Origin of the sequence: Butyricimonas sp. Marseille-P3923, from assembly GCF_900184685.1 — a bacterium.
GTDB classification, from domain to species: domain Bacteria; phylum Bacteroidota; class Bacteroidia; order Bacteroidales; family Marinifilaceae; genus Butyricimonas; species Butyricimonas muris.
This window is the reverse complement of record NZ_FXXL01000007.1, coordinates 2103629-2118681: the sequence shown is the minus strand read 5'-3', so window position 1 is coordinate 2118681 and position 15053 is coordinate 2103629. Positions and strand designations below refer to the sequence as shown.

Genomic DNA, 15053 nt, shown 5'->3' with positions numbered 1-15053 from the left:
ATATTATGAGAAAGATACAAATATTATTTGTGATTGTGTTATTGGGATGTTTCTCTTGCAGTGACTTCTTGGAAGAGGATTCTCAAACACTATCTTATGTGACTGGTATTGACGACTTGGACGAGTTGTTAGTCGGAAGTGGGTATTTGCAGAATGCAACGGGTACATATTATACGATGGCATGGTTGGAAGTGATGGATGATGATACCCGACAAAAAGTAACGGGAACGCTTTCGTCGTCTAGTTCATTCAATTATTTAAATTTGTTTTATAAATGGTCGGATTATCCTTGGGATGACGATTATCCGAATCGTATGGGAGGAAATCGAGTTTGGGCCAGATTGTACGAGTCTATCGAGGTTGCCAATTTAATTTTGGGGGATATAGATCGTTTCGAGAGAGAAGACGGCTATGAGAGAGTGAAAGGTGAGGCTTATTTTATTCGGGCTTTTTGTTACTTTTATTTAGTGAATATGTGGGGACATCCTTATGCAGCCTCAACTTCTAAAGAGAAATTGGGAGTTCCGATTAAATTAACTGATTACGTGGAGGATAAAGGATTCACTAGAAATAGCGTGGAAGAGTGTTATCAACAAATTTTGTCTGATGTCCGGCAAGCGATACACTATTTGAAAGGGATAACCCCGACTACAACTTATCGGGCAGGAGAGAATGCGGCGCGAGCTTTGTTGGCTAAAACGGCTTTATATATGTGTGATTGGAATGAGGTCGTGAGTCAGTGTGATTCGATTTTTGCATCTCCAAAGGGACTTGCTTTGATTGATTTTAATACAACAACACAAAATGTTTATTCCGGAGTCGGTTCATTTAATGCATTACTTCGTTCGCACACGAGTAGTGAGGCCATGTTTGCCGGAGGTTTTTTGAGTAGTCAAGTATGTCAGATAACGTCAACGGTGTCATTTGCCGCTTCGGAAGAATTATTGAGTTTGTATGAAGCGAATGATTTGCGATATGTAACCGGAAAGAACTCTCATTTTTTTATACATAGTAACGGGTATTATGGACCGTACCGATTGTATAGTGCGTCTAAATTGACCGGGAATAGTTTGCAATTCTCTGAAGTATATTTAAATAAGGCAGAAGCATTGGCTTTACTGGGACGTGAATCTGAAGCAATTGCAACAGTCCAACTATTAAGGGATAAGCGAATGAGTGATGCCGGAACCATAAATGAAACGGGAGAAAATCTGGTGAAATTTATTCGGGATGAACGTCGTCGAGAGCTCTGTTTTGCGGGACAACGTTGGTTTGACTTGCGTCGTTATGCTGTACATCCAACTCTTCCGGAGGCAAAAAGTATTGAGCATGCTTATTATGAATGGAGTAATAATACTGCGGTATTAGTGAAAACGTATGTGTTGGGTAAATACCCTGATGACGGCGGTTGGTTAATGCCTATGCCTTCTTATGCTTTGGAATCGAATAAAGGGGAATTGGAAGACAATGTTCGCCCGGATAGAGAAAATGAATAACAATATAATAAGTATAGTATGAGGACAAAATTATTATATATTATTGGATTATGGGGATTCTTATCTTTGGTTGCTTGTAGCGACGATGATACTCTTTCTCCCTCAGACTTGGATGGGGATTGGTATGTATTGACAGATTCGGATGATGCGTTGGATCATTTGCGATATACGATTTACGAAACGTATAATGTACCGATCTTTTATAATGACACGATAGGACATCAAATACGAGGAACGGATAATGCGGGAGAAGCTATTATTTATTATGAGGTATTAAACCCGAATTATTCTATCTTGAGTTCCGATGAATATGCTAAATATGAATTATCTTATAATCGGGATGCGATAACCGTGGGTGTTGAATTTATTCGGGATAAGGTTTTTCCAAAATTGATATCTGATAAACTATATCCCCGTTCATTTTTACTGGTGAAGTCTTTGACGTTAAATGCAATGAAGACGAGTTCGTACCCGTATGCAGCGAATTCCTATCGGGGAATGATGACATCTTGTGTCGGTAGTATAGAGGAAATGGAGGGGATGACAGAGGTAGAATTGAAACGTTTGGGATGTGAGGTAGCCGCTCAGGAATATACTACTTATTTAACAGAGAGTGCATCATCATTATTAGAAGCTTTTCTGAATGTATCTCGTGCCGAGATTTATAGTGCAAATTTGTATGGATTGAGTTTGACTTCATCTTCGACACCGCCTTATGTCGCTGATTTAGAAGAATACGGATTCTTGTCCTATAATAAAGGTGCTCAGTATAATGAAACGAGTAAACGAGTAACAACTGTTAATGAATATGCAGACGTTCTGGATTATGTAACCGAGGTGCTAATGGATGATGACGAGGCTTTTGAAGTGAAGTATGGAACCTACGAATGGGTAATGAAGAAATACGAATTGATGAAGACTGCAATGGAGAACTTGAAAGCGACGTTGAAATAGCTGTATAAAATGTGTTTTAGTGTTTGCTCTTACTTCAGGATGAAGGTTTTTAAAGCCTTCATCCTGAAGACAGGGAGCCGTATTGTCTGGAAACAGGGGTTTTAGTATAATTTAAAATAGTATGTATGAACAAATGGATTGTATGTAGTCTGACCTTGTTGTGGATTCTACCGACAGTGTTTTCCGTGGAAGCTTCCGGGAGGAAGAAGAAAAAGAAAGAGGCGGATAAGGTGGAATTGAGCAGGTATGACAAGTTGTTTAAAGGGAAAAAGAGTGAAACGGCGAGGGGTGGTTTCGTGACGGTGCATAAGGTGGATGGGAAAGTGTATCTCGAATATCCTTTGCGGTATATGGGGCGGGAGTTGTTGCTTGCGGCAACGTCGACGGCATCCACGGATAATAGCGTTTGCACGAACGGGTACAAGGAAAATACCCCGATGCATATTCGGTTTACACTGGAGGATAGCACCGTGCGGATGAGAAGGGTGAATGTCGTGATAGCAACCAGATCTACGGGAGAACGGATAGATCGGATTATAGAACAGAATTTCGGAGATCCAATAATGGCGCAATACAAGGTGTTGGCTTATTCACCGGATAGTTCTGCCGTGGTGTTTGACATGACGGGGATATTCTTGGATGAAGAGGCGGCATTGTCGCCCGTGCCGAAAGGAGGCGGGTTGACCGATATAACCAAATCACTGATGAAAGATTTATCTTCTATCCGGGAGGTAAAGGCGTTTGAGGATAATATGTCCGTGAAATCTCAATTGGTTTATAAATATAGCATTACTTACAACAAAGCGAAAGTGGTGACCGATCAGCCGTTGACCGTGCTGGCTACCCGGTCATTACTTTTGTTACCGGAGAAAAAAATGCCCCCTCGTGTTTCAGACAGGCGCATCGGGGTATTTTTGACTTCGAAATCTTATATTTCTGACAAGGGTATTCCCACGGAGAGGTATTCGTATGCTAACCGTTGGTGGGTAGAACCGGATGATGCGGAGGCTCATCGTAGGGGGGAATTGACGGAACCCGTGAAACCGATTGTCTTTTACGTGGATACTTTGTTTCCCGAATCATGGAAGCAACCCATTCGGGAAGGAATATTACGGTGGAACCGGGCTTTCGAGAAGATTGGTTTCAAGAATGTAATGCAGGTACGTGATTTCCCGAAAGATGATCCGACTTTTGACCCCGATAACTTGAAATATTCCTGCGTGCGCTATGTGCCGACAGGAGTGGCAAATGCGATGGGCCCCTCGTGGGTAGACCCGACAACGGGAGAGATTTTGAATGCCAGCGTGTTGGTCTACAACAACGTGATTCAGATGTTGAGGAATTGGCGTTTCGTGCAAACGGCTCAAATTGATCCGACGGTGAGAAACAAGGATTTACCGGAAGCATTGATAAATGAATCGCTGGCTTACGTGATTGCCCACGAGATCGGGCATTGTCTTGGACTGATGCACAATATGTCAGCTTCTGCCGCGTACCCCGTGGATTCGCTTCGTTCGGCAAGTTTTACGCGGGAATACGGGACAACCCCCTCGATTATGGATTATGCCCGTTTCAATTACGTGGCGCAACCGGAAGATCGGGGTGTGCGATTGACTCCGCCCGATTTGGGGGTATATGACGAATTCGTGATTCATTGGTTATATTCTCCGGTTTACGGTGTATCCTCGATATGGGAAGAGGCTAAGATATTGGAGACGTGGGTTGACGAGAAAACGGGTGAAAACCCGATGTTGCGCTACGGGCGGCAGCAGATTGCCGGACGCTATGATCCGACCGCTTTGGAAGAAGACCTTGGTGACGATGCGATGAAAGCGGGGGATTACGGGATTAAGAACTTGAAATATATCTTGTCTCATTTGGACGAATGGATCACGGATGACCCGGAAGTCACGAGCCGTCGGGCATTGTACGTGCAAATGATTAACCAGTATTATCGTTATATCCGGAATGTGATGTATAATATCGGGGGAATTTATCTCTCGGACGCGAAAGAGGGAACCGTGAGCGAACGTTACCGTCCGGTGGAACGGGAAATACAAAAAGCTTCTGTGGTTTGGGTGATGAATCAGTTGCGGGATTGCGAATGGCTGGATAATCAAGTATTATTGAAAAAGTTTCCTTTGGGTATCATGTCTTCCCCGGTTGTGGTCGAGGCCGTCGGCAAACAATTGATGACGGCGGCCCGGCGGGTGGCATTGGCGGCATCCTTGGCGGATGAGCCTTATACGACAGAAGAATATTTCGATGATTTGTATCGGGGTATTTGGTCGAGTGCCATCGAGAACCGGAAATTAACCACGGGGGATATGATTTTGCAACGTCTGTTACTGGATCAATTGAATGAGCAGATGCGCAAGATCGGGGGAAATCGTATCGGACTTACTTCCGGTGATCCCGACGTGTTGCTGGATGAACTTTATGCACCTTCGGTTCTTGACGCGGAGTGTTACGGGGTGGATAAACTCGTTCTGACCACGAGTTTCGGTTCCGGCTACGGTTGGCAAAGATCGTTGGATGTGGCAAATATCGATGAGTCGGCAACATACTACTTCGAGATGGTGTTGCGGATTATAGATTTGTTGGAGTCTAAGATGAAAAGTTTTGACGCCGAAGACCTGCCGCATTACGAGGCAATGCTTTTCGCGATGAAACAGATGGTGGGTAAACAGGCACAAATCAAATAAAACAAGATATATGAGAAAATGGATAATACCGAATATGGTTTTCATTTTGCTGTTGTCGGGATTCTGCTCCTTGGGAAGCGAGAGAAAAGCAAAGAAAAACAAGCAGGAAGAGAAGCGACCGGGCAAGTATGAACAACTGTTTAAAGGTAAAACGTGCACGACGGTTTCGAGTGACTTTATGACCTTACATAAGGTAGACGGGAAACTCTATTTCGAGATGCCGTTGCGTGTTTTGGGACGGGAGATGTTGTTGGCTTCCACTGTCGCAAAGACCAGTAATAATATGGCGGCGGTTTGTGGCTCGACTCCGAACGCTATGCATATTCGTTTCGTGTTGGAGGACAGTACCGTGCAATTGCGCACGGTGGCTTCGACCATGACCGCGAACTTGGAGAACGAGCGAATGAAACAAGTGATGAAACAAGGATACGGTGATCCGATTCTGTTCGGCTATAAGGTACTAGCCTATACACCTGACAGCTCTGCCGTGGTGTTCGACGTGACCAGTCTGTTTCACACGGATATAGCACAATTGTCGCCCCTTGCCAAGATGACCGGGCGCTATGACGTGCAGGGACATATGAAGCCCGCGCAATCCCGGCTCGGTGAGATAAAGGCTTTTGATGATAATGTTTCGATTCGCTCCACGTTGTTATACACGGTGAACGTGTGGTATTCTATCATACCCGTGTTACGACAAGTGGCGGTGACTTTGGAAGCAAACCGGACATTGATGCTTTTGCCTGAAGAGAAAATGCATCCCCGGTTGTCGGATTCCCGCGTGGGTACTTTCCTCACGGATAAACGTTATATCCCGGAAGAAGGAAATGACATTCGTTCCTATTCTTACATACATCGCTGGCGGGTGGAACCGAAAGACGTGGAGGCTTACCGGCAGGGGGTATTGACGGAACCCGTTAAGCCGATCGTGATGTACGTGGATACGGATTTCCCGGAAAGTTGGAAGGAGCCGATCAAGAAAGGAATATTGAGGTGGAACAAGGCTTTCGAGAAAATCGGGTTCAAGAATGCGATTCGGGTAGAGGATTTCCCGACCGATGACCCCGGTTTTGATCCGGATAACTTGAAATATTCTTGCGTGCGCTATGTGCCTTACACGCACGAGAATGCAGAGGCGATTGTTCGGGTTGATCCCATGACGGGAGAAATTCTGAATGTGGGGATATTTGTTTATAACAATGTCACGTGGGCGTTGAATAACTGGCGTCTTCTTCAGACGGCGCAACTCGATCCGTCCGTGAGGACAAAGAAAATGCCCGACGATATTATGAGTGAATCGCTGGAATACGTGATTGCGCACGAGATGGGGCATTGTTTGGGATTGATGCACAATATGGCAGCTTCCAGTGCGTTTCCCGTGGATTCCTTGCGTTCGGTGTCATTTACGCGAAAATACGGCACGACTCCCTCGATCATGGATTACGCCCGTTTCAATTACGTGGCTCAACCCGGTGACAAAGGTGTGAAGTTGACTCCGCCCGATTTGGGCGTGTATGACGAGTACGTGATTAAATGGATGTATACCCCGTTTCCGGATGTGTCTTCCGTTCAGGAAGAGGCGAAGATACTGGAGGCTTGGGTGGACGAGAAAGCCGGAGACCCCATGTATCGTTACGGGAGAGAGCAGGATAGGAATCGTTATGATCCCTCTGCATTGGAAGAAGATTTGGGGGATGATGCCTTGAAAGCGGGTGACTACGGGATTGCCAATTTGAAATATATTATTGAAAATATAAATGACTGGATAGAGGAAGATGTTTCGGCAGAGCACCGCAAGCAGTTATACTCGAATCTAACCAAACAATACGAGCGTTACTTGATGAACGTGTTGTATAATATCGGGGGAATTTACTTGAATCAAGTGAAAGAAGGGACTCCCGGAGAGAAGTTCAGACCTGTGCCGAGAGAGGTGCAGAAAGCTTCCGTGAACTGGTTGCTTCGGCAATTGAGAGAGGGGGCGTGGTTGGATAACCGGGATTTGGTAGACCGTTTCGGGTTAGGGATTCCGGCATCATGGCGGGTGAGGACTTCGGTGTTGAATGCTTTGTTTAATCGTGCGGCTTGCGTCACGCTGTCATCTCACCTTTCCGATGATCCTTACACGATGAATGAATTTGCCGAGGATGTTTACCGGGGAATTTGGGCGAGCGCCTTGGAAGGTCGGGCATCGACAAGAACCGACCGGTTGATGCAGAGAACTTGGTTGAGCAAATCCAGAATGCCGGTGTCGTATGTCGGCGGGAATCGCTTCAGCCTGCAATCGGCAGCCTCGGCTTATGCCGTTACTCCCGAAGAAAGTTGGGTGTATAATCTGGAACAAGGCCATTTGACAGAGGAAATCATGGAACGGTTGTGGGAACAGGGACTGGAAAACATACCCCATGTACGGCAGCCGGAAGCGGAGTGGACAAATTTCGGGCACGGCTACGGCTGGCAGGGAGAAGTCAATAGCAAAGTGCTGAATAACGAGGATGTCTATTTTTATAAAATGGTGCGGGAATGCCGGGATATGCTGGAGAAAAAAGTGCTGACGGCTCCCGAGGAGGATCGTCCCCATTATCGGGCAATGCTTTTAATGGCACAAAAGATATTGATAGAAAGAAAGTAGTATGAATGTAATAAAATATGGTATGAAAAATTGGATTGTATTGTTAATCACTGTGTTTATGGTGAATGCCTGTTTGCTGACGGTAGAGGCTGCGGAAAGGAAGAAAAAAACGACGAAAAAAGAGGAAACGGTTGCGAAGCCTCCCGTGAAGAAACTCAGTAAGTACGAGAGGTTGTTCAAGGGAAAATCGCACGAGATGGCAAAGGGTGGTTTTATGACGCTTCATAAAGTGGACGGAAAATTATATTTCGAGATGCCGCTTGCCGTGATGGGAAAAGATATGTTACTGGCTTCTACGACCACGGAAACCAGTGATAACTCGGTTTCCACGAACGGGTATAAAGTCAAGGAGCCCATGCATATCTGTTTCACGCTGGCGGATAGTATGGTACATATGCGAAAAGTTAATTCCTACGTGAGTTATGACAAAAAAGACCCTCGTATTCAACGGGTGATTGATCAGAATTTTATCAACCCGATTATAGAGGGATACAAGGTGTTGGCTTACAATGCCGACAGTACGGCGGTGGTTTTCGAGATGACGGCGTTATTTACCGGTGGTGATGCTGCCGTGACTCCTATGGTGGATGAGGCTTTCCCGCTGGCATTCCGCAATTCGATTAACAAATCTTTGTCGATGATAGATGGTATAAAAGCGTTCGAGGACAATGTTTCTATCAAATCAGCACTTTCCTACAACGTGAGTGCCAAGTACTTGAACACGATCCTCTACGAGAATCGTCCCGTGTCAATCAAAGTTACCCGTACTCTCTTGCTTTTACCGGAAGACCGGATGCGTCCCCGTATTTCGGATTCTCGTATCGGTATCTTCTTGACAAACAAGCAATATATCGCTAATGACGCCGACCAGTTGCAACGTTATTCACTGGCACATCGCTGGCGCTTGGAGCCTAAAGATATGGAAGCTTACAAGCGGGGAGAACTGGTGGAACCCGTGAAACCGATCGTGTTCTATCTGGATAATCTTTTCCCGGAGGAGTGGAAACAACCTATCCGCACGGGGGTGTTGAGATGGAACAGGGCTTTCGAGAAAATCGGTTTCAAGAACGTGGTGCAAGTGTTGGACTTTCCGACTAATGATCCCGATTTCGACCCCGATAATTTGAAATATTCCTGTATCCGCTACGTGCCTTCCAGCACGCAGAATGCCATGGGGCCTTCTTGGGTAGACCCGATGACCGGGGAGATATTGAATGCTTCAATCTTGGTTTACAACGATATCGTGAAGATGTTGAATTATTGGCGTTTCGTGCAAACAGCACAGATAGATCCGAGAGTGCGAGGCAAAAAATTACCGAAAGACGTGTTGGAAGAGTCAATGGCCTACGTGTTGGCGCACGAGATGGGGCACTGCCTCGGACTGATGCACAATATGTCCGCTTCCGCCGCTTATCCCGTGGATTCGTTGCGTTCTGCCGCGTTCACTCAAAAATATGGAACAACGCCCTCTATCATGGATTATGCGCGTTTCAATTACGTGGCGCAACCGAATGATAAAGGGGTAAGACTTACCCCGCCCGATTTGGGCGTGTATGATTTGTATGCTATCAAATGGTTGTACACTCCCGTTCCGGAAGCTAAAGATATTTTCGAGGAAGCTAAAATTACGGAATCATGGATAGATGAAAAAGCCGGCGATCCTTTGTATCGTTACGGGAAACAACAGATGTCCAGTCGTTATGACCCGAGTGCCTTGGAAGAAGATTTGGGTGATGACCCGATTAAAGCAGGGGATTATGGTATCAAGAACTTGAAATATATCCTCAAGAATTTGAATAACTGGATACAGGATGACGAATCGGCTGAACATCGGCAGGAACTTTACAGCCAGATCGTGAAACAATACGGTCGTTATTTGCAAAATGCGGTTTATTGTATCGGGGGAATCTACTTGACGGAAGCCAAAGACGGCAGCGTTGACAAGCGATTCCGTTCTGTACCTCGTGAAAGGCAGAAGGCAGCCATGAAATGGGTGACCAGGCAATTGCAGGATAACGATTGGTTGGATAGCCGGGAAGTTTGCTCGAAGTTCAAACTCAGCACGAAAGCCTCTTCCGAACTCAATGCTTCTGTTGCCGGAATTTTGACTAAAATATACATGAACGTGACCTTATCCTCTTATTTGGCGGAGAAAAACCCTTATACGTTGCGGGAATTCTTTGACGATTTCTATACCGGGGCATGGGATGCCGCTATCCGTAACCGGAAACTCACGCATGGGGATAAAATCATGCAAAAGGCCATGCTGGACATGATGTCCCGTTCCGTGTCCTCTATCGGGGGAAACAAAATCGGATTGGTGAGTGCCAACAATATTTCGGCAGAAGTAGCTTATGCTCCCACGATTGATGAGATATGCCTGTACGGGTTGGACGAGAGCGGTATGATTGATAAGTATGCCCAAGACTTGAAAGAAGTGGAACAGCGGGAAGGGAAGGCTTATCTGGTCGGGTTGATGAAACAAACCGGTTTCGGTTATGGTTACGGGTGGCAGAACTGGGTTCGCTCGACTGCCATTGACGAATCTGCCGTTTATTATTACGAAACGGCGACCAAAATCGCTTCTTTGTTGCAACGTCGTGTTGCTTCTGCAAATGCAACCGACAAACCGCATTATCAAGCCATGCTGTTCGCCGTGAAACAGATGCTGGGGAATAAATAAAAATGAGTTCATAAAGTTTGTATTTCAGCTCCTCCTCTGTTTATAGAGGAGGTGGCTGCGAAGCAGACGGAGGAGTTTGTTGCAATACTTACTTTTCACAAGAAAAGATCCGGATATCACGAGTACTTCAACGAACTCCCTCCCCCCCCTTCGGGGTACTCCCTCTATAAACAGAGGGAGAGCTAGTTACTCTCTCCGATTCGGGAAACTTTTCATTCATATTATCTGAAAATTAATAACCTCTTCTAATGTAAAAAAGCATGAAACATACAAGATTTATTCTTCTGGGGGTGGTTTGGTTCATTGTTGTATTCGGTTGTGCGGGTAAGACGGGGCAGACAAAAGCGAAATACGTGTTTTATTTTATCGGTGACGGAATGGGTGTGAACCAAGTGATTGGGACAGAGATGTATTTGGCGGAGTTAGAGGGACGTGTCGGAACGAAAGTGCTCTCTTTTACTACTTTCCCGGTTCGCAATTACGTGACCACTTATTCCGGTACAAATTCGGTGACTTGTTCGGCTGCCGCCGGAACGGCTCTGGCGACCGGGGTAAAAACACAAAACGGGCATATCGGGATGGATCGGGAACGCAATCCGTTATCCAGTATCGCGTGGAAGGCGAAACAAGCCGGGAAGCGGGTGGGGGTTACCACGAGTGTGGCGATCAATCATGCCACGCCTGCCGTCTTTTACGCTTGTCAGCCGGATCGGAAGATGTATTACGAGATTGGGACAGATGCCGCTAAAGCCGGATTTGATTTTTACGGTGGTGCCGGATTGAAGCAGGTCTTTTCCCCCTGTGATTCTTCGGCTGTCGATCTCTATTCTTTGTTACGTGATTCCGGTTACGTGATTATTGACCATACGCGGGATTTTCAAGCATTATCCGGTGGGGCGAAGAAAGTGGTTTACGTGCAACCGGAGGATTGTGCCAACCCGTCGAGTTTGCCTGCCGTACTTGACCGGACGAGTGGTGATCTTACACTTTCGGATATTACCGAAAAGGCGATTCAGTTTTTGTCGGGGCGAAATGACGACGGTTTTTTCCTCATGGTGGAGGGAGGTATCATTGATTGGCTCTGCCATGCCAATGACGGGGCGGCAGCTTTTCACGAAGTTGTCGATTTTTCGGAGGCGATAGGGAAAGCTCTTGATTTTTACAAGGCGTATCCCGATGAAACCTTGATTGTCGTGACTGCTGACCACGAAACCGGAGGATTGGCTTTGGGGAACGGTCCTTATGAATTGAATCTGAAAGTTTTGGCAAATCAAAAAAGTTCGATTATCGGTTTAACCCGGAAACTGAAGCAATTGCAAGAAAACAAAGGGAATACACTAACTTACCGTGATTTGCGGGAATTATTGAATAAAGAGTGTGGTTTCGGTGGTGCGGTCGAGTTATCCCCGGATGAGGAACAATTATTGAAAACTGCTTGCATGAGCTCCTTTACTCCCGAGGGAATGCGGCTTTTGCGGAGCGAACACGCTTTAGTAAATCCCGTGGCACAGACCGCCGTGGAAATACTGAACCGTAAAGCTATGATTCAATGGTCAAGCGGCGGGCATTCGGCAGGGGCTGTTCCTGTTTATGCGATTGGTGTCGGGGCGGAACAATTCGGCAGTATCTCGGATAACACGGAAATCTATGGTGTGATAAAGCGGGTGGCGGGATATTAGTCCTATAGAGAACCCACTGTAATTATACCCAAGACCTAGGGAAATAAGTAAAAAGGAACGTAGTCCGGACAGTTTCGCTCTATTGATTCTATATGAAAGATTATAGGATGTCCAGAGGATAAACGGAGGAAGAACGAAAGAGGGGTATGACTTGGGTATAACTTCTTTGGGATTACAGTGGGTCTTGTATGAATCAGCCCCGGTTTCTTTTGAAAAAGACCGGGGCTGAATATATTTAATATTTGAAGGAACTTCCACCCAGAAATTCTCGAAGAATCGAGGTCGGCGGGATTTCCCGGGTCGGTACGGCTTGCACGTACGAGAAGAATTTCAGCAAGCGGGTTGCTTTAGAGTGTTCCGGGTATTTTACCAGAACTTCTTCCAACAGGGGAACGGCTTGTTGTTTCAACGCACCGAGTTCGTACGCCAATGCCGAGTTGAACATGACATCTGCTTCTTCCTGATAGGGAACGATGTGTTTTTGTTCCCCGGAAAGGACGCTTTCCCATCTTTTCAGTGTATCCAGAGCCGAGTAACCGCGGTATTTGTGATCTCTGACCATGCGGCGAATCAAGCGATTGTCCGACGGGTTAATGATATTGTGATCATCGATAGAGATAGCGGTCAGAGCCGAGATAAATATCTTGAACAGACTCTCTTGCGGGAGATATTCGGTTAATTTAGGGTTCAACCCGTGGATTCCTTCCACGATAATCACGTTGTTCTTGGATATTTTTAATTTTTCACCATCATAGAAGCGTTGTCCAGTTTCGAACGAGAACTTGGGGATTTCGACTTCCTCGCCTCGCAACAGTCGGACGATATTGTCATTAAACGTGCTGATATCTAACGCGTCAATGGTTTCAAAATCATATTCGCCTTTTTCATCTTTAGGAGTTTGTTCCCGGTTCACGAAATAATTATCCAACGAGAGATTGACCGGCTTGATACCGTTTACCAGAAGTTGGATAGCCAGTCGTTTGCCGAAAGTCGTTTTCCCGGATGAAGAGGGACCGGCGATTAATATTACTTTTAGTTTTTTCCTTCTTTTCCGGATCATGTCGGCGATCAAAGAAATTTTCTTCTCGTGAAGCGCTTCGCTGACTTTAATCATTTCGCCGGCATGGCGGTGTTCGATGGCTTGATTCAAGTGCCCGATTTGCGAGACTTCCAGTACTTTACCCCAGCGCTTGAATTCGCTGAACGTGTTATATAGTTTTTCCTGCGGGTAATATGGAAGTATCTCGGTCGGGTTCATCCGATCGGGAAGCAAAAGCAACATTCCGTCTTTATAGTCCATCAGATCGAATACTTTCAGGCATCCGGTAGAGGGAGCCAATGTCCCGTAGAAATAGTCGCACGTGCCGTCTATTGAATAAACAGAGGTGAATAGTTTACCCCGGGATGAAAGTAAGAGTTCCTTGTCTTTCAGTCCTTGGCGTTTAAATAATTTGATGGCTTCTTCCGTCGGGTATTCCGTTCGCGTGATTTCGTAGTCATGCTCAATGATGCGTTGCATTTCCGCTTTGATCGTGTCGATCCGTTCACCCGTGAGGATGATGTCCTTGTTTGCCAGACGGCAGAATACCCCGTTGGAGAGTTGATACTCCACGATTAGGGTTTTCTTCCCGAAAAGATTGATTACCGCCTTGTAAAGTACGAACAACAGCGACCGCGTATACACGCTGTACCCGTCCAATGTAGTTACGTCTACAAAGTTGACGTATTTCGGGTTATATATTTCATAATGAAGGTCACGCACCTCGTTGTTGACCAAGGCACCCAATATGTTTTGGTGATTATCGGGGAACACGATTTTTTTGAATTCTTTCAAGCTGGAGCCTGTCGGAATCTGATAGGCTTCCTGTGTATTTTCACAAAATACAATTATTTTATTTTTTTCCATGTTTCGAGTCATTTATGTAATTCACATTGACAAAGATTGCAAATAACGTGCCGCAAACTTTATTTATATGCTTCCTTGTTTTCCGGGATCAATATATAGTAAGTTTTATGTTTTCCGTTTTTTAATGATGTTTGTCTGAGCCATGGGTTGAATCGTTTCAACGTTTTGTACGTGATCCCGTGTTCTTGGGCAAAGTCCGCCAAGTCCTTGATTGATTTGGTTACCTTGACTTGTGTTGTCGGCTCGATGGGGTATTTGATCCCCACGTGGAAGTTGTACAAGTGAGGGTTTTCCATGATCTGTTTCAGCGCCATCATGCGGTAGACGTAGCGACCCGTTTCTTCCCCCATCAGCAGGTCGTAGAAGTACTTCTCTTTCTGGCGGTCTATTTGTTTGGAGAGCATATTCATCCCCCCGTTGTAGGATGCGGCAGCCGCTGTCCACGAACCGAATTTCTCGTGTGCTTTTTTTAGGTAGGCACAAGCGGCACGGGTGGCCTTTTCGATATGGTAGCGTTCGTCCACGTCGTTCGTGACTTCAAGCCCGAGTTCTTTTGCCGTGCCGCTCATCAATTGCCATATCCCGACGGCTCCCGCGTAAGATACCGCTAAGGGGTTGAGGCTGCTTTCAATGACGGCGAGGTATTTGAAATCGTTCGGTATGCCCTCTTCTTTTAAGATAGGTTCTATGATATGGAAATAGCGGGGGGCATTTTTAATTACCTGTATCGTGTGTGAATGAAGATTCGTGTTGACGATCAATTCTTTCTTGAATGCTTCAATCACGTCGATTCTTTCCAAGGGGACCCGTTCCCCCGCCAGATAGAATGTGTCGGGACAAAATACGTCTGACGGCAATAAGAAATGCGGTATATATTCCTCTTCTTCCGGTGCCTCAAACTCCTGTTTGTAGACGTAATATCCGATTATGGCGCTGTTTATTAAGACTAGTATAGTCAAGAATGTTATTATAATATTTTTTTGCACGGCTAATGAATTTAT

General features: G+C 45.7%; 8 protein-coding genes. 6 read left to right on the top strand and 2 right to left on the bottom strand.

Annotation, left to right across the window (positions count from 1 at the left end; all coding sequences use genetic code 11):
* Positions 1-5 precede the first annotated feature (5 nt).
* From CS948_RS20150 to CS948_RS20125, 6 genes are all read left to right on the top strand, one after another.
* Entirely contained in the window at positions 6-1496 is a 1491-nt protein-coding gene (locus CS948_RS20150) for a RagB/SusD family nutrient uptake outer membrane protein (RefSeq protein WP_099294021.1), read from the top strand.
* 18 nt (positions 1497-1514) lie between these two features.
* Positions 1515-2450 (top strand): hypothetical protein, encoded by a 936-nt coding sequence (locus tag CS948_RS20145; RefSeq protein ID WP_099294019.1) that lies wholly within the window; start codon positions 1515-1517, stop codon positions 2448-2450.
* Positions 2451-2575: 125 nt separating this feature from the next.
* Complete coding sequence (locus CS948_RS20140; RefSeq protein WP_099294017.1) at positions 2576-5155, top strand: zinc-dependent metalloprotease; 2580 nt, start codon at positions 2576-2578, stop codon at positions 5153-5155.
* 10 nt (positions 5156-5165) lie between these two features.
* Positions 5166-7784, top strand: a complete 2619-nt coding sequence (locus tag CS948_RS20135; protein WP_099294015.1) for a zinc-dependent metalloprotease — start codon at positions 5166-5168, stop codon at positions 7782-7784.
* Positions 7785-7806: 22 nt separating this feature from the next.
* Positions 7807-10467: a zinc-dependent metalloprotease gene (locus CS948_RS20130; RefSeq protein ID WP_099294013.1), complete on the top strand. Its 2661-nt coding sequence runs from the start codon at positions 7807-7809 to the stop codon at positions 10465-10467.
* 260 nt (positions 10468-10727) lie between these two features.
* Positions 10728-12146 carry an alkaline phosphatase gene (locus tag CS948_RS20125; protein WP_099294011.1) on the top strand — a complete coding sequence of 473 codons (1419 nt, stop codon included), beginning with the start codon at positions 10728-10730 and terminating at the stop codon, positions 12144-12146.
* Between the two features lie 235 nt (positions 12147-12381).
* On the opposite strand, the gene CS948_RS20120 is transcribed toward CS948_RS20125, so the two are convergent.
* Entirely contained in the window at positions 12382-14052 is a 1671-nt protein-coding gene (locus tag CS948_RS20120) for a nucleoside kinase (protein ID WP_099294009.1), read from the bottom strand.
* Positions 14053-14111: 59 nt separating this feature from the next.
* Positions 14112-15038 carry a lytic transglycosylase domain-containing protein gene (locus CS948_RS20115; protein WP_099294007.1) on the bottom strand — a complete coding sequence of 309 codons (927 nt, stop codon included), beginning with the start codon at positions 15036-15038 and terminating at the stop codon, positions 14112-14114.
* Between the last annotated feature and the right edge of the window lie 15 nt (positions 15039-15053).

Excerpts from the sequence above, each read along its gene's own strand:
- CS948_RS20150 (WP_099294021.1), top strand. The coding sequence starts at position 6 with ATGAGAAAGATACAAATATTATTTGTGATTGTGTTATTGGGATGTTTC.
- CS948_RS20145 (WP_099294019.1), top strand. The coding sequence starts at position 1,515 with ATGAGGACAAAATTATTATATATTATTGGATTATGGGGATTCTTATCT.
- CS948_RS20140 (WP_099294017.1), top strand. The coding sequence starts at position 2,576 with ATGAACAAATGGATTGTATGTAGTCTGACCTTGTTGTGGATTCTACCG.
- CS948_RS20135 (WP_099294015.1), top strand. The coding sequence starts at position 5,166 with ATGAGAAAATGGATAATACCGAATATGGTTTTCATTTTGCTGTTGTCG.
- CS948_RS20130 (WP_099294013.1), top strand. The coding sequence starts at position 7,807 with ATGAAAAATTGGATTGTATTGTTAATCACTGTGTTTATGGTGAATGCC.
- CS948_RS20125 (WP_099294011.1), top strand. The coding sequence starts at position 10,728 with ATGAAACATACAAGATTTATTCTTCTGGGGGTGGTTTGGTTCATTGTT.
- CS948_RS20120 (WP_099294009.1), bottom strand. The coding sequence starts at position 14,052 with ATGGAAAAAAATAAAATAATTGTATTTTGTGAAAATACACAGGAAGCC.